We start from the raw sequence: 24,045 nt of genomic DNA on the forward strand, positions 1-24,045 counted from the left end.
CCATTGGAATGAGAGATTAGTCTCCGGCCCAAAATAAACAGTATACTGTCAATTGGGAGAGCGCCCTTGCGCATCGCCGTACTCGGCGGCGGCCCTGGCGGGCTGTATTTCGCCTATCTCTGGAAGAAGCGGCACCCGTCCGCCGTCGTCGATCTGTTCGAACAGAACCCGGCCGGCGCGACCTGGGGCTTCGGCGTCGTGTTCTCCGACCAGGCGCTGGAATTCCTCCGCGCCGACGATCCCGACACGGTCGATGCGATTGCGCCGCGCATGGAGAGCTGGCGCAACATCACGCTCAATCTGCACGGCGAGAGCGTCGAGATCGACGGCGTCGGCTTCTCCGCAATCGGGCGACTCGAACTGCTGAAGCTGTTGCAAGAGCGCGCCGCGAGCGTCGGCGTGATCGCCCGTTACGGCACCGCCATCCAGTCGCTGGATCAGCTCTCGGGCTATGATCTGATCGTCGCCGCCGACGGATTGAACTCGCTCGTCCGGCGCAGCTTCGAAGGCGATTTCGGCTTCTCGGTGTCCTACTCCAGCAACAAGTTCGCCTGGTACGGCACGAGCAAGACCTTCAAGACGCTGTCGCAGACCTTCGTCCGGTCCGATCGCGGTACCTTCAATGCGCATCACTATCGCTACGCGCCCGACATGAGCACGTTCCTGGTCGAGTGCGATCGCGCCACCTGGCACGCCTACGGCTTTGCGGAAAAGTCAGTCGACGAGTCCCGGCGCATCTGCGAGCAGGTGTTCGCCGACACGCTCGAGGGCCACTCGCTGGTTTCCAACCGCTCGGTCTGGCGCAATTTCCCGTGGGTGTGGAACGAGCATTGGTGGCACCGGAACATGGTGTTGATCGGAGATGCGCTTCATACCGCGCATTTTTCGATCGGCTCGGGGACGCGGCTTGCGATCGAGGATGCGATCGCGCTCGCCAAGGCGCTCGATGCCGAGACCGACCTGTCCGCCGGCCTCGCGCGCTATCAGGCGGAGCGGCAGCCGATCGTGAAGAAGCTGGTGACCGCCGCCCGCACCAGCGCCGATTGGTATGAAAAATTCCCGGCACACATGACGCTGGGTTTGATGGACTTTGCCTACAGCTACATCACGCGCTCCGGTCGCATTGACGACGCCAGGCTGCGCGCGATGGCGCCGCAGTTCATGGCACGCTACGAGGCGTCGCGCACGGACGGAGGCCGGGCATGACACAGGAGATCGCCGATCAGGTTCCTTCGGACAGCGCCGGTGCCCGCGAAATCGGCTTCGCGATCCCCGCCCGCTACAACGCCAGCCGCGTGCTGTTCGACAATCTCGCTAAAGGCAACGCGAACAAGCCCGCGCTGATCGGCCCAGCCGGCGAGCGCAGCTATGCCGAGCTGTGCGCCGAGGCCTGCCGCTGGGGCAACGGCTTTGCGTCGCTCGGCCTTGCTCGCGGCGACCGCGTGCTGCTGTTCCTCGACGATACGCCGGCCTACCCGGCGGCCTTCTTCGGCGCGGTGCGTGCCGGCTTCGTGCCGCTGCTGATCAATACGCTGACGCCGCCGGACCTGCTGCAATTCTATCTTGCCGATTCCGGCGCAACGGTCGCGGTGGCGGATGCCGAGTTTGCCGGGCGGTTCGACGCGCAGGCGTGTGCGGAAACAGCGCTGCAGACGCTGATCGTCGTTAACGGCGCAGCGCCGGCGAGGGCAGCGCCGACGACGATTGCCGTCGATCAATGGCTCCCCGGCTTTGCCGCTCAGCTCGATGAGGCCGACACTCATCGCAACGAGATGGCCTTCTGGATGTACTCGTCGGGCTCGACCGGCCGCCCGAAAGGCATCGTCCATCTTCAGCACGACATGGCCTACAGCGAGCAGGCGTTTGCGAAGAACGTGCTGCGGCTGAGACCGGACGACATCTGCTTCTCGGTGCCGAAGATCTTCTTTGCCTACGGCTTCGGCAATTCGATCACCTTCCCATTCTCGGCTGGCGCGACGACGCTGCTGCTGCCGGGCCAACCCAGGCCCGCCGCCATCTTCGATGCGATCAACCGCTTCCGTCCGACCGTGTTCTTCGGCCTGCCGACGCTCTACACGGCGCTGACCAAGGCGGACGGCGCCAAAGAGACCGACTTCTCATCGTTGCGCCTTTCGGTCTCCGCGGCCGAAGTGCTGTCAGCTGAGGTCTTCAACGGCTGGAAGAGTCTCACTGGACACGAGATCGTCGAAGGTCTCGGCTCCACCGAAGCGCTGCATGTCTATCTGTCCAACCGCGAGGACCGGAAGAAGCTCGGCGCGGCCGGCCTGCGCGTGCCCGGTTACGAGATTGCGCTGCGTGACAAGGACGGCCACGACGTCGCCACCGGTGAAGAAGGCATTCTCTGGGTCCGGGGCGATTCCAACACGCCGCTCTACTGGAACCGGCCGGACAAGACCGCGGAGACGATCCGCGAGGGCGGATGGATCTACACCGGCGACCGCTTCGTGCGCGACATCGACGGCTTTCACTTCTTCCGCGGTCGCGCCGACGACCTCATCAAGATCTCCGGGCAGTGGGTCTATCCACTCGAGGTCGAGCTCTGCCTCGCCGAGCATCCGGACATCCGGGAATGCGCCGTGTTCGCGCACGAGCTGCCCGACAGGCGGATGAGCCTGAAGGCGGTGGTGGTGACCAACGGCCGGTCGCGCGATGAGCCGGTCATGACCAAGGCGCTGCAGGACTACGTCAAGGCCAAGCTGCTGCCTTACAAATATCCGCGTGAGATCGTCTTTATCGACGAGCTGCCGAAGACCGGCACCGGCAAGATCGACCGTCAGGCGGTGATGCGGCTATGAACGAATGCCGTTCGCAGACGATGCACGAGCGTCAGAGCTCAGCCGCTCTTGCCGAGGTGCTCCAACGCGTCCTCGGCGCGCAGCGGCACGCGCGACACCTCGTTGTTGAGATCGACCAACTGCGACAGCAGGGCCATCAGCGCCCTCCGATCGGCCGCCTTCAGCGGCGCCAGCATGCGCGCCTGCGCGCGGTCGACGAACGGCATGATGTTTCGCAGCAGCACCGCGCCGGCCCTGGTCAGATAGAGCAGCTTGACACGCTTGTCCTCGGCCGACGGCTTGCGCTCGACATGCCCCTTGACCTCGAGCCGCTCGATCACACTACCAAGCGTGGAGCGGTCGAACGCAATCACGGCGGACAGCCTGGTGGCATCGATGCCCGGGTGGTTCTGGATCGCAACCAGCGCAGCGTATTGCACCGGCGTGAGATCGAACTCCCGGCATTCCTCGATGAAGATGGAGACGGCGATCTGCTGCATCCGCCGGAACAGATAGCCCGGCTTGGTGTAGACCGCGTCCATCGTGATTTCGGGCGGCTTACTCGGCATCGGGCTGGCGCTCCGGCGCAGCATCCGCAAAGGCAGGCATGGCCTTCGCTGCGGCCTCGGCCTGCAGCAGACGCGGGAATGCCGCGACATCGACGCCGAAGCGGCGGGCATTGCCGAGTTGCGGCACCAGGCAGAGATCAGCCAGGGTCGGCGCGGCTCCGAAACAGAACGGACCGGGCTCATGCTTGACCAGAGCCTCACAGGCTGCAAGGCCCTCGCGATTGGCCCAGCCGGCCCAGGCGGTGACCTTGTCCTCGGGCAGGCCGAGCTCGCGCAGCCGCGCCAGCACCTTCAGGTTCTGGACCGGATGCGTGTCACACGCGAGCACCTGTGCGAAGGCGCGGACCTGGGCGCGACACAGGGGGTCCCTGGGCAGCAGCGGCGGTTCGGGGTGGGTCTCATCGAGCCATTCGATGATGGCGAGCGACTGGATCAGCGTTGCTCCGCTGTCGTCCTCCAGGGTCGGAACGAAGCCCTGCGGATTGAGAGCGAGATAGGCAGGCGCGCGCTGCTCGCCCTTGCGGAGGTGATGCGGCAGATGTTCGGCCGTGAGACCCTTGAGGTTCAACGCGATCCTGACGCGATAGGATGCGCTGCTGCGGAAATAGCCGTGCAGCTTGATCATGGCACTCCTCCCGAAATGATAGTTCTGGTTGCGTTGACGGTAAACTAATTGACAGTATACTGTCAATAAATAACAACTTCTGATCGGGAGGCGCGCATGGCCGCAGTTTCGACCCCGGAACGCGAGGCGTTCTACAAGAAGATCGACGGCGAGAACATGACCGCGCTGTGGACGGTGATGAGCGACCTCATCACGCCCGAGCCGAAGAGCGCGTGCCGTCCGCATCTGTGGCAGTTCGCGGCGATCCGCGACTACATGATCGAGGCCGGCCGGTTGATCACGGCGAAGGAAGCCGAGCGCAGGGTACTGATCCTCGAGAATCCCGGGCTCCGCGGACAGTCCAAGGTCACGACCTCGCTCTATGCCGGCATTCAGATGGTCATCCCCGGCGACATCGCGCCGGCCCATCGGCACAGCCAGTCGGCGCTGCGCTTCGTGCTGGAGGGCCAGGGCGCGTTCACGACAGTCGACGGCGAGCGCACTTTGATGCAGCCCGGCGACTTCATCATCACGCCCTCGATGACCTGGCACGATCACGGCAACGAGACCTCGGAGCCGATGTTCTGGCTCGATGGGCTCGACATTCCCCTGGTGCAGTTCCTCGATGCGTCCTTCGCGCAAGGATCGCAGGAGGATCAGCAGAAGGTCGCGCGTCCCGCCGGCGACAGCTTTGCCCGTTACGGCCACAATCTGCTGCCGGTCGATGCCAAGCGCAGATCGCGGACATCGCCGATCTTCAACTATCCCTATGCCTACACGCGCGAGGCGCTGGAAAACGCCAAGCGCAGCGAGGAATGGGATGCGTGCCATGGGCTGAAGCTGAAATTCTCCAATCCGGAGACCGGCGACTTCGCGATGCCGACGATCGGCACCTTCATCCAGCTGCTGCCGAAGGGTTTCGAGACCGCACGCTATCGCTCCACCGACGCAACGGTCTTCACCGCGATCGAAGGCCGGGGACGCAGCCGCATCGGCGACCAGACCTTCGAATGGGGGCCGCGTGATCTGTTCGTCGTGCCGAGCTGGCAATGGGTGAGCCACGAGGCGGATGAGGACGCCGTGCTGTTCTCGTTCTCCGACCGGCCGGTGCAGGAGAAGCTCGATCTGTACCGCGAGGATCGCGGCAACGCGTAATGCACTAAATTAGCGCCAGTGCAGCAGCCGCGCTTCGAGCAGGCTGATCAGCTTGCCAATGGCGAGGCCGAACAGCGACAGCATCAGGATGCCCGCCATCAGCTGATCGGTCTGCATCAGATTGCCGGCCTGCAACACGAAGGTGCCGATGCCGGTCTCGGCGCCGATCATCTCTGCCGAGACCACCAGCATCAGCGCCACTGAAGCCGTGATGCGGAAGCCCGCCAGAATCGACGGCAGCGCGCCGGGCCAGATCACCTTGCGCACGATGGTCGGGAACGGCACGTCGAAACTCTGCGCCATGCGGATCAAATTGCGCGGCACCGCGTCGACGCCGCTATAGACCGAGATCGTGGTCGAGAAGAACACGCCGAGCGCGATCGTCGCGATCTTCGGCTGCTCGCCGATGCCGAGCCAGAGGATCAACAGCGGCAGTACGGCGATCTTCGGGATCGGGAACAGCGCCGAGACGAATGTGATGCCGATGCTGCGCGCGATCCGCCACAGCCCGATCGCGAAGCCGACGACGATGCCGGTAGCGGTGCCCAGCGCCCAGCCCGAGAGGATGCGCAGCAGCGAGGCGGAGACGTGCTGCCAGAGGGCCCCGCTCTCGGCGAGACGATACAGCGCGCGCAGGATGCCGAGCGGGGTCGGGAGAAACAGCGGATTGATCAGCGCGAGACTGCCGATCAGCTGCCACAGCCCTAGGACCGCGGCGAGCGCGAGCGGGCCCGCCCAGCGGCTGGCCGCCGGCGTGAAGCCACCGCCACGGAAGCCCACCGGCTTCGTTTCGGCGTCACCGGCCGCGCGAGGCGCGTCGCTTGGCGCGCGATCAAGCATGCTGAACCTCGCGCTCGGCATCGATCGCCTCGGTCCGGATCAGCGACCACAGATCGTTCTGGAGATCCAGCAACTGCGCGCGCATCACGGCGTCGCCGCGGGCGCGCCGTGTCGCCGGGACAGTCACCACCTTCCGGATGCGGCCGGGGCGGCGGGACAGCACGACGATGCGATCGGCGAGCCTGACGGCCTCCTCGAGGTTGTGGGTGACATAGACCGCCCCCATCGTGCCATCGGCGAGCAGGTCGACGAAGTCCTCCATCAGCAGCTCGCGGGTCTGCGAGTCCAGCGCCGACAGCGGCTCGTCCATCAGCAGGATCGCGGGCCGCACGACGAGCGCGCGCGCGATGCCGACGCGCTGGCGCATGCCGCCGGAGAGCTGCTTCGGAAAGGCCGCCCTGAAGTCAACGAGCCCCGTGCGGCGCAACGCATCGTCGACGGCAGCAGTCCGCTGCTGCGCGGATAGCGACGTATGCAGGAGCGGGAAGGCGACGTTGTCGGCGACGCTCGCCCAGGGCAGCAGCGCGAAATCCTGGAACACGAAGGTCAGCGGGTTCAGACTGCCGGGCGGCGGCGCGCCACGCAACAACGCCTGTCCCGCGCTCGGCTGGAGCAGTCCGCCGAGGATCGCAAGCAGCGTGCTCTTGCCGCAGCCGGAGGGACCGACGATAGCCACGACCTCGCCGGGTCCAACGGCAAACGACACGCCGTCGAGCACATCGAGCGCGTCGAAACGGTGGCTGATGGTGTCGGCGATCAGGTCCATCTCAAATCATTCCGCCGCGGGTACGGGCGCGGCTCGCGTCCGTCAATCGGGCTTCACATACTCTTTCGCGATGATCGCGGTCGCATCGTAGCCCTGGTCTGCAAAGCCCTGGGCCTGGAGCCATTTCACCTGACTGTCGATGTTCTTCACGTCGAGCTTGCCGTCGGGATCGATATAGGCGCAGTTGCCGACCACCTGATCGACCGGAAGGTTGGTGTATTTGCCGATGATCTCGAGCAGCGGCTTCGTCTTCTCGTCGATCGCAGCGTTGCCGTCCTTCACCGAAGCGAGCACTACGTCGTGATATTCGCGGTCAGCGCGCTGCAGCGACTCGAGCAGCTTGGTGACGACGGCCGTTTTGGCCAGTGTCTTCGGCCCTGCGAAGACGCCGCTGACCTGCCAGGGCGTCTCGTCGCCGACCCAGCCGAGGTGCTTGACGGCGCCCTCCTCCATCAGCTTGCGCGCGACGGAGACCGGCATCAGCGCCGCATCCACCGTCTCACCCTTGATCGCCGCGGCCATGTTCGACATCGACTGCAACGGCACGATCTTCACGTCGGCGAGCTTGAAGCCGTATTTATCGGCGAGCAGCCCGACCGAGTAGTGAAAGCTCGATCCGACCTGGGTCATCGCCACGCGCTTGCCCGCGATGTCCTTCGGCGTCTTGAGACCGGCTTCATAGGCTTTGTTGCTCGCGAAGTAGCCGATCAACGGATAGCCGGGGCGGTCGCGGCTCATGCCGGCGATGATCTTCAAGGCTCCCTTGCCGGCCAGGTTGTAGAGTCCCGCGGTGAACGCAGTGACGCCGACATCGACGTCACCGGTTGCGGTGGCCACGGCGATCGGTTGCGCAGCATCGAAGAACTTCAGCTCGACGTCCAGACCAGCTTCGCGGAAGTAGCCCTTGTCCAGCGCGATGAACACCGGCGCTGACGACGACAGCCTGAGAACGCCGATCCGCAGCTTGGTGTCGTCAGCATGCGCCGCGCTGATCGAGGCCAGCATGGCAAAGGCCGTCAGAACCAGGTTCAAGCGTCGCAACATCAAGCTCTCCAAGATCCGGCCCGTGCGGACCTTCGGCCCGGGGGTGATGCCGACTTGTTGCAATATTTCGTGCTCGATGTCGCGGCAAATTTTCGCGGAGTTCGAGGCACGCGCCCCTCAGATGCTGGGAGCGTCGAGGGTGTCGAGCCAGGACGCGAAAGCCTGCGCCAGTTCGTCCATGACGGCCTCAGCGTCCTTGCCGGACCGCGCGGGAACGTGGAAGGCATGATCGGCATGCGCGATGCGATGCAACGTCGCGCGCAGCCCGAGCCGCTTCACGACCGGCTCGAGCAGCTCCATTTCCGCGAGCTTGTCGCGGGTTCCCTGGAGAAAGAGCATGGGCACCTCGACCGCATCGAGATGGTCGGCGCGCGCCACCGACGGCTTGCCGGCGGGATGCAGTGGAAAGCCGAGGAAGGCGAGCCCCGACACGCCCGGTAGCGGTGCCAGACTTTGCGCTTGCGAGGTCATGCGCGCGCCGAACGATTTGCCACCGGCGATCAGCGGCAATCCGGGACAGTGCCGCGCAGCCTCGGCGACGGCGGCACGCACCGTGGCGTGGGCGAGCGCGGGCGGATCGGGGCGCTTGCTGCCCTTCTCCATGTAGGGAAACTGGAAGCGCAGCGTGGCGATGCCGTGCTTCGCAAGGCGCTCCGCCGCCTTGGTCATGAAGGCGTGGGTCATGCCGGCGCCGGCCCCATGGGCAAACACAAAGCAGGCGCGCGCCTGCGGAGGCATGATGAACAGCGCGGACACGGTGCCCGCGCCGTCGATCGAGAGGGAGAGGGAGCGCGCCTGGAGGTCGGTCATGCCCATGTCTTGTGAGCGCGCTCGCCTTGAGTCAATTCCATCAGTCTCAACCCCGCGACGGCTCAGGCCGCGGTCCGGATCGTCTGCAGGAAATCGGCGACATTGCTGCGCAGCGACGCCGCCTGCTGTTGTAGCGCGGCGGCCGCGGTGAGCGCGGCCTCGGCGCCGGCATCGGTCTGGCCGGCGACCGCCTTGACGTCGCCGATCTCCTGCGTCACCGCTGCGGTCCCGCTGGCGGCCTGTTCGACATTGCGGGCGATCTCGCTGGTCGCGGCGCCCTGCTGCTCCACCGCCGCCGCAATGGCGTTGGAGATCTCCGCGATTTCGCGCACGGTCGTGCCGAACTGCGCGATCGCCCCCACCGTCTCCCCGGTCGCGCTCTGGATGGTGGCGATCTGGCTCGAGATCTGTTCGGTGGCCTGCGCCGTCTGCGAGGCCAGGTTCTTCACCTCGCTCGCGACGATCGCAAAGCCCCTGCCCGCCTCGCCGGCGCGCGCCGCCTCGATGGTCGCATTCAGCGCCAGCAGATTGGTCTGGCTCGCGATCGCCTGGATCAGCTGCACGATCGTGCCGATCCGCTCCGCAGCGCTGGACAGGCCGTTGATCAGCTCTGACGTGCGTTCGGTCTCCTGCGTCGCGCGGCTCGACACGGCCACCGAGCGCTGCACCTGGCCGGAGATCTCGCGGATCGAGGCCGCGAGCTCCTGGGTCGCAGATGCGACGGTCTGCACGTTGACCGACGCCTGCTCGGCGCGGCTCGCCACCGCCTCCGCGAGGCCCCGGCCGCGCTCGGCCACCTGCGCCAGCTCCTTGGCGCTCTGGCCCATCTCGCTCGCGCGCCCACCGACGCCGGTGATCACGCCCTGCATGCCCTGTTCGAAGCGGCCGGCGAGATCGGCCATCATGCGCGCCCGCTCGGCTTCCGCAGCCTCGCGCTGCGCGGCAGCCTCCTGCTCCATGCGGCGCACGGCAAGCGCATTGTCGCGGAACACCTCGACCGCGCGCGCCATCCGGCCGATCTCGTCGCGCTGCTCGCCACCGGGAATCGGCTGCTCCAGCTCGCCCGAGGCCAGCGACTGCATCCGTTCCGTCATGCTGCGGATCGGGCCGGACACGCTGGCGCCGATGAGCCACGCCAGCACGGCGCCGAACACGACCGCTCCTGCTGCCGTTACGATGATGGTCTGCTTGGTTTCCTGAACCGCCACTCCCGTCTTCGCAGCCTGCTCCTTGCGGGCCGTATCGAGCTGCCGGTTGATCTGACCGACCTGCGCCTCGATCGACGCACTGGCCTTGGCGAGTTCGCCCTGCTTGGCGCGCAGATCGGCCGCGACCTTCGTCACGTCGTCGAGCGCGGTCGCGTCAGCCGTCACGGCGTCCTTCAGCGCCGCGACCAGCGCCTTCAGTTTGGCATCATCGATATCGGCGATCTCGGCTTCGGTATCGGCGAGCGCCAGCTTGGCGTAGACAAAGGTGAGCTTGGCGTCCTCGGCGTCGTTCGGCGACAAAGTGCTGGTGTAGCGCATCACCGAAACGCGCGACGCATCGACGACGCTGGCGAGGCGCAGGGGATTGAGCAGAGGCTCGCGGCCTGCACGATTGGCGAGGGCGACCTGGATGCCGCCGACATTGACGCCAGCGACGGCGCCGAGCGTGTCGGTCTTGGTCGAGGCCGCACGCAGGCGGTCGACGGCTTCTGCGGCCGCGGCGAACGACGCGCGATAACTCGCGAGCGCGCTGCGCACCGGCGCGGCGCCGTCGGCGATCACCTTCAGCTTGCCCGACTGCTTCTCGACCTCGTCGGCAAGACCGGCGACCGCATCGATGGCCTTGCCAGCGGCATCCTTGTCACCGACGCTCCAGGTGCGGATGAACTTCTCGACGGCGCTGTTGGCCGTGAGCAACGCCGCGCGGACCTGCGACATGCCGGCATCACCGGCCGCGCTGGTGACGAGCTCGTCGACCGTTCCGCCGATCCGCCCGACCTGGCTCATGGCGAAGCCGCCGAGCAGCACCAGGAAGCTCAGGATCAGCGCAAAGCCGCCGAAGATCCGGGGACGGATGCCGATCCACGACAACATCGAAGAAAATTTCATGGGATTGCCCGACTGATTCACGGCGTGGACCTGATGGTGGCGAGCAGCTCCTTGCCGAAGCGCTTTTCGAATTCCGGGTCGAGCGGCTTGACTGCATCGACGAAGGTCTTGCGGTCGAACGTCTCGATCACCTCCATGCCGCCCTTGCGCAGCTCGGCGAGCTTCTCGGCATCCAACTGCGCCTGCCACGTCACCTCTGCGGCCGCCTTGGCGGCTGTGATCAGAGCGTCGCGCTCGCTTGCGTCGAGCTGCTCGAATGTCGCGCGATTGGCGACGAAGGCGATCGGCGCAAAGAAGTGGCCGGTGAGGGTCAGATATTTCTGAACTTCCTCGAACCGATTGGCGGCGATCGTCGCCACGGGATTCTCCTGGCCGTCGAGGCGCCCGTCCTTGAGCGCCGCGTAGACCAGCGGAAAGTCCATCGGCAGCACCTCGGCGCCCAGCGCCTTGAACGTCATCTGATAGACCGGATTGGGGATGACGCGGATCTTCAGACCCTTGACGTCATCGACGGACCGAACGGGCCGCTTCGAGTTGGTCAGATTGCGGAAGCCCTGCTTGCCGAGGGCGAGCAGCACCAGTCCCTTGTCGGCGAACTTGGCGCCGATCGCGGCAGCGACGGGGCCGGTGGCGACGGCCTTGGCGTGCGCGGTGTCGCGAAACAGGAAGGGGATGTCGAAGACGCCCAGTTCCGGGACCACGGCGCTGGCGATGCCGCCGGACACCACGGAGATGTCGACCGCTCCGGTGCGAGTTGCCGCGAGGACGCCCGCCTCGCTGCCGAACGAATTGCCGGCTCGTTCGTCGATGATCAGCTTCTTTCCAGCGAGGGCCTGCAGCCTGGTCCGAAACTCGTCGGACCCGATCTGCTGTGGATTTTGCGGCTGAGAATTGAATACCAGCGAGACCATTCGAGTCGAAGCTGCAGCTGGATGCAGGCCGAGCAGCGCCGTCGTCATCAGTCCGGCAACAAAAATGTCTCGAAGCTGTCTGCGCATGAGATCCCGAGCTCGTTGTTCTCCTGGCAGTCGTAGCAGGCAGATATGGTTAAGGTGTTAAAAGCGGGATCATGCCGAAATATGGCTTCGATAGTATCCTAAGTTAATCAAAGGGATCGGCCCGCTTCGCGGAACTAACAGGCGGATCTCATCGACCGGCCCGCCCCGTAAAACTACGGAGCCATGCACAGCCATCAGGACCGTCCGGGGGAGACCCGGGCGCCCCATAATTCTGATAAATAGAAACACCGAGCCGGACCGCAAGGGTAACGCGCGCAACTATCTGCGCATTTCACCTGATAGGAGGACCTTGACGCCGGCAGCGGTCGGAACGGTCGACAGCAGCGCCTGCGCGACATCCGAGGCGGGAATGGGCTTGTAGTTCGGCGGGATGAGAAAGCCGACGATGGTATTGAGCGCATTGCCCCAGGCCTCGCCCGGACGGGCCGGCTGCCCCAGCTCTTCCCGCGGGCCCATGAGCAGCGAGGGCCGTGCGATGACAAGCCCAGCGAAGGGCAGCGCGCCCAGATCCTCTTCGAGCTCACCTTTCACGCGGCTGTAGAAGATGCGCGACTTGGCATCGGCGCCCATCGCGCTGACGAGCCCGACGCGCCTGGTGCCTCCAGCAAGCGCCGCCTTGGCGACGGCGAGGTTGGCGTCGTGATCGACCGCACGAAACGCGGCCTGGCTGCCGGCGACCTTGATGGTCGTTCCGAGCGCCAGATAAAGCTCATCAGCTGATGGCAGAGGCGTCAGCGCGGCGAAATCGACGATATGAGCCGTCAGCTTCGGCGCAACCACCGGAGGCGCCCGGCGGCCGACGACATGGACGTGATCGACGAAGGGATCGGCGAGCAGGCCGCGCAAAAGCTCGCGGCCGACAAGGCCGGTGGCTCCAGCAATGATCACGGTGCGGTTCGCCATCACCTGTCCTCAGACTACGCCCGCCGAAGGAGATAGGCATCGTCGAGCCGAACGAAAAGCGGCCCGGACTTTTCAGCTCGGCGCCGCGGAATGACATCATGCCGCGGCGCGTTGTCGTCACGAGGCAGAGCGAAGCGCCTCAGGCGCCCTTGCGACGCTCCTGAGCCTTCGCCAGCGCCGCGGCGAAGGCGCCGCCGCCCGACGGCTTCTCCTCGCGCGTGGTCATGCGCGCCGCCGCCGGAGGCCGCGCACTGGTGCGCTTCTCGCCCTTGGCGGGCAGCGGATCGGACAGGCGAAGCGTCAGCGAGATGCGGTTGCGCGGAACGTCGACGTCGAGCACCTTCACCTTCACGACCTGCCCCGGCTTCACCACCTCGCGCGGATCGTTGATGCGCTTCTCGGACATCGCCGAGATGTGGATCAGGCCGTCCTGGTGCACGCCGATATCGGCGAACGCGCCGAACGCGGCGACGTTGGTCACGGTCGCCTCCAGGATCATGCCGGGCTTGAGATGCGTGATCTTCTCGACGCCCTCCTGGAAGGTCGCGGTCTTGAACTCCGGGCGCGGGTCGCGGCCGGGTTTCTCCAGCTCCTTGATGATGTCGGTGACCGTCGGCACGCCGAAGCGCTCGTCGGCGAACTTCGCCGGATTGAGCGCCTTCAGGGTTTTGGTCTCGCCGATCAGCACCTTGATGTCGCTCTTGGTCGCTTCGAGGATCTTCTTCACGACCGGATAGGATTCGGGGTGCACGCCCGAGGCATCGAGCGGATTGTCGCCGTCGCGGATGCGCAGGAAGCCGGCGCACTGCTCGAACGCCTTCGGTCCAAGACGCGGGACTTCCTTGAGCTTGTCGCGGGTCGGGAACGGACCGTTCGCGTCGCGATGCGCGACGATGTTCTGGGCGAGCGTCTCGCCGATGCCGGAAACGCGCGCCAGCAGCGGCGCAGAGGCGGTGTTGAGATCGACGCCGACCGCGTTCACGCAGTCCTCGACGGTGGCGTCGAGTGCGCGCGCCAGCTCGTACTGGTTGAGATCGTGCTGATACTGGCCGACGCCGATCGAGGCCGGCGGCACCTTGACGAGCTCGCCGAGCGGATCCTGCAGGCGGCGTGCGATCGAGACCGCGCCGCGGATCGAGACGTCGAGATTGGGGAATTCCTTGGCGGCGAATTCCGAGGCCGAATAGACCGACGCGCCGGCTTCCGACACGATCGCCTTGGTCAGCTTGAGGTCGGGCTTCAGCTTCATCAGGTCGTTGACCAGCTTCTCGGTCTCACGCGAGGCCGTGCCGTTGCCGATCGCGACCAGCTCGATGCGATGCTTGATGCAGAGCTGCGCCAAGGTGAGCATGCTCTCGTTCCACTGCCGCTGCGGCTCGTGCGGATAGATCGTGGCATGGTCGACGAACTTGCCGGTGCGGTCGATGACCGCGACCTTGACGCCGGTGCGGAAGCCCGGATCGAGGCCGAGCGTGGCGCGGCCGCCGGCGGGGGCGGCGAGCAGGAGATCGCGCAGGTTCGCGGCGAAGACGCGCACCGCCTCTTTCTCCGCCTCCTGCCACAGCCGCATGCGGACATCGAGCGCGAGCGAGGTCTTGATGCGGGTGCGCCAGGCCCAGCGCACGGAGTCCGACAGGAACTGATCGGCGGGGCGGCCCTGACGCGAGATGCCGAAGGTCACCGCGATGCGGTTCTCATACAGCGACGGATCCTTCGAATCCTCCGGCTCGCCATCGCCGAAATCGAGCTGCAGCACCTCTTCCTTCTCGCCGCGCAGCATCGCCAGGATGCGGTGCGAGGGCAGCTTGGTGAACGGCTCGGAGAAATCGAAATAGTCGGCGAACTTGGCGCCCTCGGTCTTCTTGCCGTGGCGCACCGACGACTTCACGGCGCCGCGGGTCCACATCTCCTCGCGCAGCGAGCCGACGAGGTCGGCGTGCTCGGCGAAGCGTTCGACCAGGATCGCGCGCGCGCCGTCGAGCGCGGCCTTGACGTCCTTGACCGGATTGTCGCCGTCCTTCTTGATGAACGCCTTGGCTTCGTCTTCCGGATTCTTCATGGGATCGCCGATGAGCATGTCGGCGAGCGGCTCGAGTCCGGCCTCCTTGGCGATCTGCGCCTTGGTGCGGCGCTTCTCCTTGAACGGCAGATAGATGTCTTCCAGTCGCGCCTTGGTGTCGGCGGTCGCCAGCGCCAGCTCGATCTCCGGCGTCATCTTGCCCTGCGACTTGATGCTCTCGATGATCGCGGTGCGCCGTGCATCCATCTCGCGCAAGTATCGCAGCCGCTCCTCCAGAGTACGCAGCTGCGTGTCATCGAGCATGCCGGTCGCTTCCTTGCGGTAGCGCGCGATGAACGGAACGGTCGCGCCGCCGTCGAGCAGGTCGATCGCGGCCTGGACCTGGGCGTCCCTGACAGAGAGCTCAGCAGCGATGATGGAGGCAAAATTCGACACGGTGTTCTTCCGAGATTCGTGACGGGGCTGATTGGATAGGAGTCCGCGCGCGCCGGCGCAAGCGGGGCCGGAGCGCTCTGTGGGCAACCGTGGCAAAAAAGACCGGTTGCGAATCATGTAAAACGCTGCCGCAAGCGGGCCATGTCGTTGCGCGCATGGCGCAAATCGCTGATTCTTGTGAGCTGAGGGGCGATTCGTGCAGGCAACGGCCGCGACATATCTCGACGATCTCAATCCGGAGCAGCGCCGCGCCGTCGAGCACGGCGGTGCGTTGGCCGCACCGGGACCGCCGCTGCTGATCATCGCCGGTGCCGGCTCGGGCAAGACGAACACATTGGCCCATCGCGTCGCGCATCTGCTGGTCAACGGCGCCGATCCGCGCCGCATCCTGCTGATGACATTTTCGCGCCGTGCGGCCGGCGAAATGAGCCGGCGTGTCGAGCGCATCGCGCGCAAGGTACTTGGCAGCCACGCGGAAGCGATCACGGCGGGGCTGACCTGGGCCGGCACGTTTCACGGCCTCGGCGCGCGCATGCTGCGCGAGCATGCGGAGCGCATCGGCCTCGATCCCGTATTCACGATCCATGATCGTGAGGATTCCGCCGACCTGATGAATTTGGTGCGGCATGAGCGCGGCCTGTCGAACACGCAACGGCGCTTTCCGACGAAGGGAACTTGCCTCGCGATCTACTCGCGCTGCGTCAATGCCGACATGCCTCTGGACGAAGCGCTGGTGCGGCATTTTCCCTGGTGCGCCGAATGGGCGAGCGAGCTGAAAGGGCTGTTCGCCGCCTATGTCGAGGCGAAGCAGGCCAACGCCGTGCTCGACTACGACGACCTGCTGCTCTACTGGGCGCAGATGATGGCCGACGAACTGATCGCCCGCGAGATCGGCGATCGCTTCGATCACGTCCTGGTCGACGAGTATCAGGACACGAACCGGCTGCAATCGCAGATCCTGCTGGGATTGAAGCCTGATGGCGCCGGGCTCACGGTGGTCGGCGACGACGCGCAGTCGATCTACGCGTTCCGCGCCGCGACCGTGCGCAACATCCTGGAATTTCCCGATCAGTTCAGGCCACGCGCCGACATCGTCACGCTCGACCGCAACTACCGCTCGACGCAGCCGATCCTCTCGGCTGCCAACGCCGTGATCGGGCTGGCGCGCGAGCGCTTCACCAAGAATTTGTGGACCGACCGCACGGCCTCGCGGAAGCCGCAGCTGGTGACCGTGCGCGACGAGGCCGACCAGGCGCGTTACATCGTCGAGCAGGTGCTGGCCAAGCGCGAGGAAGGCATCGTGCTGAAACAGCAGGCGGTGCTGTTCCGCACGTCCTCGCACTCGGGCCCGCTGGAGATCGAGCTGACCCGGCGCAACATCCCGTTCGTGAAGTTCGGCGGGCTGAAGTTTCTCGATGCGGCGCATGTCAAGGACATGCTGGCCTGCCTGCGCTTCATCGAAAACCCGCGCGACCGCATCGCCGGCTTTCGCGTGCTGCATCTCATTCCCGGCATCGGTCCGGCCTCGGCGCAGCGACTGCTCGATGCCGCCGCCGAGAGCGCCGATCCGATCGGCGCGTTGTGCGTACAGCCTGCGCCGCCCCGCGCGGGCGAGGATTGGGCGGCGTTCGTGCGCACGCTGGACCAATTGCGGATCTCCGATTGGCCCGCCGACATCGAGCGCGTGAGGCACTGGTACCAGCCGCATCTCGAGCGCGTGCACGAGGATGCGGAGGTGCGTAGCGCCGACCTGTTGCAGCTCGAGCAGATCGCCAGCGGCTATCCCTCGCGCGAGCGTTTTCTCACCGAGCTGACGCTCGATCCCCCCGACGCGACATCCGACCAGGCCGGCGTGCCGCTGCTTGACGACGACTATCTGATCCTCTCCACCATCCATTCCGCCAAGGGCATGGAGTGGAACGCGGTGCACGTGCTCAACGTCGTCGACGGCTGCATGCCGTCCGATCTCGGCGCCGGCTCGAATGCCGAACTGGAGGAGGAACGCCGGCTGCTCTATGTCGCGATGACCCGCGCCAAGGACGACCTGCATCTCCTGGTGCCGCAGCGCTTCTTCGTTCACGGCCAACCGGTGCGCGGCGATCGCCATGTCTACGCCTCGCGCACGCGGTTCATTCCGGAAGCCCTGGTGCCACTGTTCGAGCGCGTGAGCTGGCCGAAGGTGCAGGCTGGAGCGGGATATGCGAGTTCAGGGCCGCGCATCGATCTTGGCGCGCGGATGCGCGAGCGGTGGCGGTGAACTGACTCACCGGCAACACTTATGCGATGCCAATGACTGCGCCCTTTCCCTTGTGGGAGAGGGCATCGCAGCTATCAACGGCATACTCACTCGGGTGAGGGGTTCGTTCCTCGAATTCGGGCCTGAGTTCGTGGCAACCCCTCACCCGGCTTTCATGCTTCGCATGAAAGCCACCCTCTCCCACCCTGGCGAAGCTTTTGCTTCGCCTTGGGGGAGAGGGTGCACCGTCTGCGTGGCGATGGCTTAAGCGCGAACTCATTTGCTTCAGGGGTTCGCCCCATCAAAATGCGCGCGAAACCACGCCCAGGTCTGCCTCGTCACGGCCACATAGCCCTGCCCACGATACTTGATCTCGCCATCCACGATCGCATGCAGCTGCGGCAGCGCGTGAAACGGCACCGCCGGATAGGCGTGGTGCTCGACGTGGTAGGGCATGTTCCAGGCGAGCCAGTGCACCGCCTGCGTGGTGAAGGTGGTGCGGGTGTTGTGGAAGGCGCTTCTTGTGTGATCGCAGCCGGTGTGCTCGGCGTAGAGATAGGGCCGCAACACCATCTGTCCCAATAGCAGCGGCAGCACCCAGACCCACAGCAGCAGCGCGCTGTGCAGCGCGAGTGAGCCGAACAGGAGCAGCGCATAGCCGGCGACATAGGCGCGCGCCTCGCGCACGATGATCGCGCGGCGGCCGGCGGGCACCCACGGCACGGTCACCTCCCCCGTGATGGCATGCTTCAACACCAGCCTGAGACGGCCGGCGACCTGGACCAGGCCGGAATAGGCGATCGCGAGTTGCGTTTCCGAGCGCGGCTTGGGCCCGACGATCAGTTCGGGATCGCGTTGGGGATCCTGGGTGTGGCGGTGATGCTCCCAGTGGAACAGGCAGTAATATTCGTAGGGCAGCCCGATCAGGAAGCCGGAGAGATTGCCGATCGCGACGTTCAGCCGGCGGCTGTCGAACGCGGTCTTGTGCGCCGTCTCATGCACCGCCATGAACAGGAACGCGATCAGCACGCCCTGCACCGGCAGCAAGGGCAGCGTCCACAGCACGCCATAGGTCGAGGCGATCACTCCGATCAGCGCCCCCATGGTGATGATCGCGCCGTAATGGCTGAGCGTGCGCAGCGCGCCCTTCAGGTTGGAGCGCGTGCAGAGCTGCTGCAACACCATTGGTGTCAGCAGCTTCGGGCGAGGCGCGAATTCGTCGGTGGGCACATCGGTCATCACAGATCGGGGCTCAGCTCTGGAGAAGGGTCGAAACGTTGGCTTTGATGAAGTCGCGGTCGGCCGGAATGCGGACGGGATTGCCGGCGCGGTGGCCGTGGACCGATGGGATCGGCCGCAGCGCGGCGGAGCGGGCGTTGACCAGCTTCGGCAGCTCGCGCTCATTGTCGCGCCAGTCGAAATAGCGGTCGGTCTGCCCGGGCATCAGCAGCATGCGCGCCGTGATCGCCGCCAGCGCCCGATCGAGATCGCCTGAGAACGCCGCGCAATTGCTGATGTCGCCGCTTTGCCAGATCGCGATCTGTGTCAGCAGATTGTTGGCGTCGCGATGCGCGAAGGCGGTGTCCCAGGTGGCGGCGAGATAGTCCTCCTGCGAGGCAAAGCCCTGCTCGCGCCAGACCGCGTCGCGATAGAACTCGTAGGACATCGCCCAGCCGGCATAGATGCGGCCCATGGCGCGCAGGCCGGCCACGGGCTTCTCGACGAAGCGGCCGTTCTGGAACGCAGGATCGGCCGTCAGCGCCGCCTTCACGGCGTCGAGGAACAGATGATTGTAGGGCGAACAGCGCGCGCTGCCGCAGACGACCGCGGCGCGCTCGACCATGTCCGGGTGGAGAGCAGCCCAGTGATAGGCCTGCATGCCGCCCATCGACCAGCCATACACCAGCGCGAGCTTCCTGACGCCGAACTGCTCCTCCAGCAGCCGCCGCTGCGCCGCGATCGCATCGTGATAGCTGAACGCCGGGAACGGCGTCTCACCCACCGGCGTGTTCGAGGGCGACGACGACAGGCCGTTGCCGAACAGGTTTGGGATGATGATGAAGTATTTGTCGGAGTCGAGAATGCCGCCGGGTCCGATCAGCCATTCGGTGTCAGTATGCTGGGCGCCGAACGAGGTCGGATAGAGGATGACGTTGTCCTTGGCCGCATTCAGCGTGCCATAGGTCTTGTAGGCGAGCCGTAGCGACGGGAACGTTGCGCCCGACTGCAGCACGACATCGCCTGCCTCGTAGATCTGATAGTCCCTGCCTGCCACCATGCGCGTGATCCCGTCTGACGATTCCGCTCGAGCCTAGGTGATGCGCGGCCGACCCACACGCCCATTTTTTGGCATGGCATGACCGCGCAGGAGGCGCGCGCCGCCTCGTGTCCGCTGCGGCCACGCGTTCGTGCTCTCGCGGCGGGTTGCGCCCGAGTCTTGCCGGATGGAACACCCTCGAAAGATGAGGGCGCAGGGAATGCCGGGTGAAGGCCTCACCCATGGCCCGCCTGCGGAAAAAAATGCAGGCGGCAGGTACCACAGGTTCAGCCGACAATCCGGCATTCCCTGCGCGATGGGCTTACGGCTGCTCCGTGCTCTCCCCGGGGACCGGCTGTCTTGCCCCCGTCGCCAATGGATCGCTCCACCGGCTTGGCCTCAGCTTCGGGAGGCCAGGACCACACGGCTTGACCGTCCGCTGCGGATCGTTCGTCGGCGCGACATGCGTCACGCTGCGACCCGCCACGGCCACCGCATCCCCGCCTCGCGTCTCGTGACGACCGCGCGTACGCCCCTCATCGATGAGGCGGGATGGGCGCAGTAGAGCATAATTTTCGGAAAAACGAAAGATGAATTTTTGGGCTCAAGCGGCTTCTTCGCAAACCGCATGGGCACCGTCATTCCGGGGCAAGGCCGCAGGCCTTGAACCCGGAATCTCGAGATTGTTCATCCCCACCTCTGGATTCCGGGTTCAATCGTCAACACACAGGCGCTTTGCGCCTGCGCGCTGCCGATTGCCCCGGAATGACGGGGAGTGTGGCTTTTGAGCGTGGCCGCGAGCCTGTCGTCGCAGAGAGATGCTCATCGAAACCCTGTGTTTCGCCATCCCCTGCTTGCAAACCCGTTCCGCCCCTTCCAGCTGACAGCGGGACGCCGTATGACGGCGCGACGCAATGGAATGGCACATGACCACAGCACTCGAATTCGGCCTGGACACTTTCGGCGACGTCACGCGCGGCGCTGACGGCGCGGTCGCCTCTCACGCCCAGGTGATCCGCGACGTCGTCGAGGAGGCGGTGCTGGCCGATCAACTCGGGCTCGACTTCATCGGGCTCGGCGAGCACCATCGCGGCGATTTCGCGATCTCGGCGCCGGAGGTGGCGCTGGCGGCGATCGCGGCGCGGACCACGACGATCAAGCTCGGCTCGGCGGTGACCGTGCTGAGCTCGGACGATCCGATCCGCGTGTTCCAGCGCTTTTCGACGCTCGACGCGGTCTCAGGCGGCCGCGCCGAGGTGATCCTCGGCCGAGGCTCGTTCACGGAATCCTTCCCGCTGTTCGGCTTCGACCTGAAGGACTATGAGGCGCTGTTCGAAGAGAAGCTCGATCTGTTCGTCAGCCTGCTGCCGCAGCAGCCGCTGACCTGGCAGGGCAATCTGCGCCCGCCGCTGAAGGATCAACTCGTCTATCCGCCGGTCGAGCATGGCCGGCTGAAGGCCTGGATCGGCGTCGGCGGCAGCCCTGAATCGGTGGTGCGCGCGGCTCATTACGAGCTGCCCCTGATGCTGGCGATCATCGGCGGTGATCCCCGGCGGTTCGCGCCCTATGTCGACCTCTATCACCGGGCCATCAAGCAGTTCGGCCGTGCGATGAATCCGATCGGCGTGCATTCGCCGGGCTACGTCGCCGACAGCGACGAGCAGGCGCGCGAGGAGCTGTGGCCCGACTACAAGACCATGCGCGACCGCATCGGCCGCGAGCGCGGCTGGCCGCCGATGGGCCGCGACGAGTTCGTGCAGGAGGCCGATCACGGCTCGCTCTATGTCGGCTCGCCGGAGACCGTGGCGCGGAAGATCGCCGCCACGATCAAGGCGCTCGGCCTGTCGCGCTTTCAGCTGAAATACTCCGCCGGTCCACTGCCGCACGCCAAGCTGATGCGCAGCATCGAGCTGTACGGCAAGGCGGTGGTGCCGCGGGTGCGTGAGTTGCTGGCGGAGCAAGCGGCGCCGGCGGCCTGATCAGCGTGGCCGCGCGGGCGCTTGAGTCGGCCGCGGCTCGCGCGACACCCACCGCTGTCGTCCCGGCCTCCGCGCCGGGACCCATACCGCGTGATCTTTATGAAGGGCACGCTGAGCGTCGTTCTTCGCCGAAGAGCGGCCTGTGGTTATGGGTCCCGGCTCAAGGCCGGGACGACAGCCGGAGGCTTGGATAGACCGTTCGGCAATAACAGCTCCCACTCGCCGGCCGCCACGCGCGCCAGCTGCTCGGCGGCCCGCGCCAGCACGCCGTCCCACGCCATCGGCCTCTCCTGTCGGAACAGCCGCATGGTCGGATACCACGGCGTGTCGGCGCGGTCGCGCAGCCAGCGCCAGTCGAGGGCGTAGGGCAGCAGCACCCAGACCGGGCGGCCGAGCGCGCCGGCGAGATGCGCCACGGACGTATCCACCGAGATCACCAAGTCGAGCGCGGCGACGGCGGCCGCGGTCTCGGCGAAATCCCTGAGCAGCGGCGCGAGGTCGATGACGTCGGTGCCGAGATCGAGCAGCGCGGGGGCATCGTCGGGCCGCGGCTCCTTCTGCAGCGAATACAGCTGCACGCCCGGCATGACCAAGCGCGGCATCACATCGCGCGCGGCGAGCGAGCGCTGGCGGTCGCCCTTGTGCCGCGGATTGCCGGCCCAGACCACGCCGACCTTGAGCTCGGGCGCGCGGCCGAGCACGTTGCGCCAGGCCGCGACCTTGATCGGATCGGCGGCGAGATAGGGCACATCCGCCGGAATCGTCTCCAACGTCGTGCCGAAGATGCGCGGCAGATCCATCAGCGGCAGCTGCAGGTCGAATGGCGGCAACGGCTCGCCGCGCGCGACGACGGTGACGCCGTCGAGGCCGCGCAGCAGCGATGCGATCGCCGGCTGCACCTGCAGCACAATCGTGCCGCCCATCGTCCTGACGCGGTCCACATAACGCACGAATTGCAGCGCATCGCCGATGCCGTATTCGGCGAACAGCAGCAGTGTGCGCCCCGCAAGCGGCTCGCCCTGCCACTCCGGCGCATCGAAGCGCGGCATGCCCGCAGAGAGCTCGGCGCAGTCGCGGCCCCAGCGATGCTCGGCAAAGCCGTTCGCGAGATCGCCGCACATCAGCAGGAAATGCGCGTGATTGTAGCGCGCCATCGCATCGTCCGGCGCGAGCGCGATCGCCTGATGCGACGCCGCCAGTGCGGCATCGATGTCGCCCGCGTTGCGCAAGGCCACCGCGAGATTGGCGTGACCCTTGGCATAGGCGGGATCGGCGGCGACCGCGCGGCGATGCGCTGCGACGGCCTCAGCGATCTCGCCACGCCTCTCATGGATGATGCCGAGATTGGTGTGGGCCAGAGCATGATCGGGCTGCAGCGCCAGCGCATGCTCGCACGCAGCCATCGCCGGGCCGAGCTGGCCGATGCCGCACAGGCAGGCGCCGAGATTGCTGAGCACGACGACGTCGGTGGGATCGCGCAGCGCCGCGCGGCGATAGGCCTCGACGGCCTCGGCCGGACGTCCGGCCTCGTGCAGGGCATGCCCGAGCATCCGCGCGGCATGGACGTCATCGGGCGCGAGCTCGGCGGCGCGGCGATAATGGCTCACGGCCTCCATGAAGACGCGCTGCCTGTAGAGCACGTCGCCGAGGCCGAAATGAAGGCTCGCATCAGCCGGCGCTGCGGCCAGCGCCTGCTGATAGGCGGGCACCGCCGCCGCATCCTTCGCCTGATCGGCCAGGAGCTGCGCCAGCGCGCGCCATGCATCGGGATAGCACGGGTCGCGTTCGAGCAGAGCGCGATAGGCGGCTTCGGCCTCGTCGAGCCGGCCCTGCCTGACCAGCGCGAGCGCCAGATTCCAGCGCGCGCGCAGCAGCTCAGGATCAAGCGCGAGAGCCAGGCGATAGGCGATCTCGGCCTCGGTCAGGCGCGACAGCTCGAGCAGCGCGCTGCCGAGCCGGCTGCTGATGTCAGCATCCCTCGGCCGCAGCGCCGCGGCGCGCGCGAATGCATCCGCCGCGCCTTCATGCTCGCCCTTCAACGACAGCGCGTCGCCGAGCGTCACGTAAGCCGGCGCATGGTGGGGATCCCTGGCGAACACCCTCGCCAGCAGTGCGGCGCCCTCGGCCATGCGGCCGTCGGCAAAAGCGAGGATCGCGGACAGATGCAGCGCCGGCAGATGATCCGGCGCCGCGCCGAGGATGTCGCCGCACAGGGCGCGCGCCGGGCCGGCCCGCCCGGCATTGTAGTGATCGGCCGCCTCGACCAGCAGCCGCTCGACAGCAACAGCCCCCATGATGTCCCCACGTCTCGCACTCGGATGCAGGGTTCAACGCGTGGCACGCGCAATTCAGGCGAGATTGCACGCGTCAACATGCGCGAGCCGACATTCGCAGCCGAGTGACGTGCGGCACCAGACGCAGGCACAACCCTGATCATCAGTTCCGCCAGAACTACATCAGATCGTTGGTAAGACTCGCGCTGCGCGGCGCAGGGACCATCGCGATGACGCTGGGATT

Annotated in this window: 18 protein-coding genes; 5 read left to right on the forward strand and 13 right to left on the reverse strand. The window is 66.2% G+C overall.

Translation table 11 applies throughout. From position 1 onward, the window contains the following. Positions 1-66: 66 nt before the first annotated feature. Positions 67-1,206 carry an FAD-dependent monooxygenase gene (locus NLR35_RS17785; protein WP_257167824.1) on the forward strand — a complete coding sequence of 380 codons (1,140 nt, stop codon included), beginning with the start codon at positions 67-69 and terminating at the stop codon, positions 1,204-1,206. Beyond that, on the forward strand, positions 1,203-2,816 hold the full coding sequence (locus tag NLR35_RS17790; RefSeq protein WP_257167825.1) for a benzoate-CoA ligase family protein: 1,614 nt from the start codon (positions 1,203-1,205) through the stop codon (positions 2,814-2,816). The genes NLR35_RS17785 and NLR35_RS17790 overlap by 4 nt, the downstream gene beginning before the upstream one ends. Before the next feature lie 38 nt (positions 2,817-2,854). Here NLR35_RS17790 and NLR35_RS17795 read toward each other — a convergent pair whose 3' ends face one another. Both NLR35_RS17795 and maiA read right to left on the reverse strand, forming a co-directional pair. Beyond that, a complete protein-coding gene (locus NLR35_RS17795) occupies positions 2,855-3,364 on the reverse strand; it encodes a MarR family winged helix-turn-helix transcriptional regulator (protein WP_257167826.1) in 510 nt (169 codons plus the stop codon). After that, positions 3,354-3,986, reverse strand: coding sequence for a maleylacetoacetate isomerase (gene maiA / locus NLR35_RS17800; RefSeq protein ID WP_257168020.1), 633 nt, complete (start codon positions 3,984-3,986; stop codon positions 3,354-3,356). Before maiA ends, NLR35_RS17795 begins: the two co-directional genes overlap by 11 nt. 99 nt (positions 3,987-4,085) lie before the next feature. Here maiA and gtdA point away from each other — a divergent pair, with 99 nt between their 5' ends. Beyond that, positions 4,086-5,123 carry a gentisate 1,2-dioxygenase gene (gene gtdA / locus NLR35_RS17805; protein WP_257167827.1) on the forward strand — a complete coding sequence of 346 codons (1,038 nt, stop codon included), beginning with the start codon at positions 4,086-4,088 and terminating at the stop codon, positions 5,121-5,123. A 9-nt stretch (positions 5,124-5,132) separates the two neighbouring features. Here the strand turns inward: gtdA and NLR35_RS17810 are convergent, their stop codons facing one another. The 8 genes from NLR35_RS17810 to NLR35_RS17845 form a co-directional block, all read right to left on the reverse strand. Then, positions 5,133-5,963, reverse strand: a complete 831-nt coding sequence (locus NLR35_RS17810; protein WP_257167828.1) for an ABC transporter permease — start codon at positions 5,961-5,963, stop codon at positions 5,133-5,135. Beyond that, positions 5,956-6,729 (reverse strand): ABC transporter ATP-binding protein, encoded by a 774-nt coding sequence (locus NLR35_RS17815; RefSeq protein WP_257167829.1) that lies wholly within the window; start codon positions 6,727-6,729, stop codon positions 5,956-5,958. The genes NLR35_RS17810 and NLR35_RS17815 overlap by 8 nt, the downstream gene beginning before the upstream one ends. Before the next feature lie 42 nt (positions 6,730-6,771). Continuing rightward, positions 6,772-7,773 carry an ABC transporter substrate-binding protein gene (locus NLR35_RS17820; RefSeq protein WP_374940827.1) on the reverse strand — a complete coding sequence of 334 codons (1,002 nt, stop codon included), beginning with the start codon at positions 7,771-7,773 and terminating at the stop codon, positions 6,772-6,774. Positions 7,774-7,890: 117 nt separating this feature from the next. Then, positions 7,891-8,583 carry an alpha/beta family hydrolase gene (locus NLR35_RS17825; protein WP_257167830.1) on the reverse strand — a complete coding sequence of 231 codons (693 nt, stop codon included), beginning with the start codon at positions 8,581-8,583 and terminating at the stop codon, positions 7,891-7,893. A 62-nt stretch (positions 8,584-8,645) separates the two neighbouring features. After that, entirely contained in the window at positions 8,646-10,679 is a 2,034-nt protein-coding gene (locus NLR35_RS17830) for a methyl-accepting chemotaxis protein (protein ID WP_257167831.1), read from the reverse strand. Between the two features lie 17 nt (positions 10,680-10,696). Next, the gene (locus NLR35_RS17835; protein ID WP_257167832.1) at positions 10,697-11,677 is read right to left on the reverse strand and encodes a TRAP transporter substrate-binding protein; all 981 of its coding nucleotides are present in this window, start codon (positions 11,675-11,677) and stop codon (positions 10,697-10,699) included. Positions 11,678-11,956: 279 nt separating this feature from the next. Then, positions 11,957-12,601 carry a nucleoside-diphosphate sugar epimerase gene (locus NLR35_RS17840; protein WP_257167833.1) on the reverse strand — a complete coding sequence of 215 codons (645 nt, stop codon included), beginning with the start codon at positions 12,599-12,601 and terminating at the stop codon, positions 11,957-11,959. Positions 12,602-12,740: 139 nt separating this feature from the next. Beyond that, complete coding sequence (locus NLR35_RS17845) at positions 12,741-15,056, reverse strand: Tex family protein (protein ID WP_257167834.1); 2,316 nt, start codon at positions 15,054-15,056, stop codon at positions 12,741-12,743. 196 nt (positions 15,057-15,252) lie between these two features. Here NLR35_RS17845 and NLR35_RS17850 point away from each other — a divergent pair, with 196 nt between their 5' ends. Further along, entirely contained in the window at positions 15,253-17,313 is a 2,061-nt protein-coding gene (locus NLR35_RS17850) for an ATP-dependent helicase (RefSeq protein WP_257167835.1), read from the forward strand. 264 nt (positions 17,314-17,577) lie between these two features. On the opposite strand, the gene NLR35_RS17855 is transcribed toward NLR35_RS17850, so the two are convergent. Together NLR35_RS17855 and NLR35_RS17860 are read right to left on the reverse strand one after the other, a co-directional pair. Further along, entirely contained in the window at positions 17,578-18,531 is a 954-nt protein-coding gene (locus NLR35_RS17855) for a fatty acid desaturase family protein (RefSeq protein ID WP_257167836.1), read from the reverse strand. Between the two features lie 13 nt (positions 18,532-18,544). Continuing rightward, the gene (locus NLR35_RS17860) at positions 18,545-19,570 is read right to left on the reverse strand and encodes an alpha/beta fold hydrolase (RefSeq protein ID WP_257167837.1); all 1,026 of its coding nucleotides are present in this window, start codon (positions 19,568-19,570) and stop codon (positions 18,545-18,547) included. Positions 19,571-20,475: 905 nt separating this feature from the next. Between NLR35_RS17860 and NLR35_RS17865 the strand changes: the two genes are divergently transcribed. Continuing rightward, positions 20,476-21,528: an LLM class flavin-dependent oxidoreductase gene (locus tag NLR35_RS17865; protein WP_257167838.1), complete on the forward strand. Its 1,053-nt coding sequence runs from the start codon at positions 20,476-20,478 to the stop codon at positions 21,526-21,528. 146 nt (positions 21,529-21,674) lie between these two features. Here NLR35_RS17865 and NLR35_RS17870 read toward each other — a convergent pair whose 3' ends face one another. After that, positions 21,675-23,822: a tetratricopeptide repeat protein gene (locus tag NLR35_RS17870; protein WP_257167839.1), complete on the reverse strand. Its 2,148-nt coding sequence runs from the start codon at positions 23,820-23,822 to the stop codon at positions 21,675-21,677. Positions 23,823-24,045 lie beyond the last annotated feature (223 nt).

It is taken from the genome of Bradyrhizobium sp. SRS-191, from assembly GCF_024586915.1.
Classification (GTDB): Bacteria; Pseudomonadota; Alphaproteobacteria; order Rhizobiales; family Xanthobacteraceae; genus Bradyrhizobium.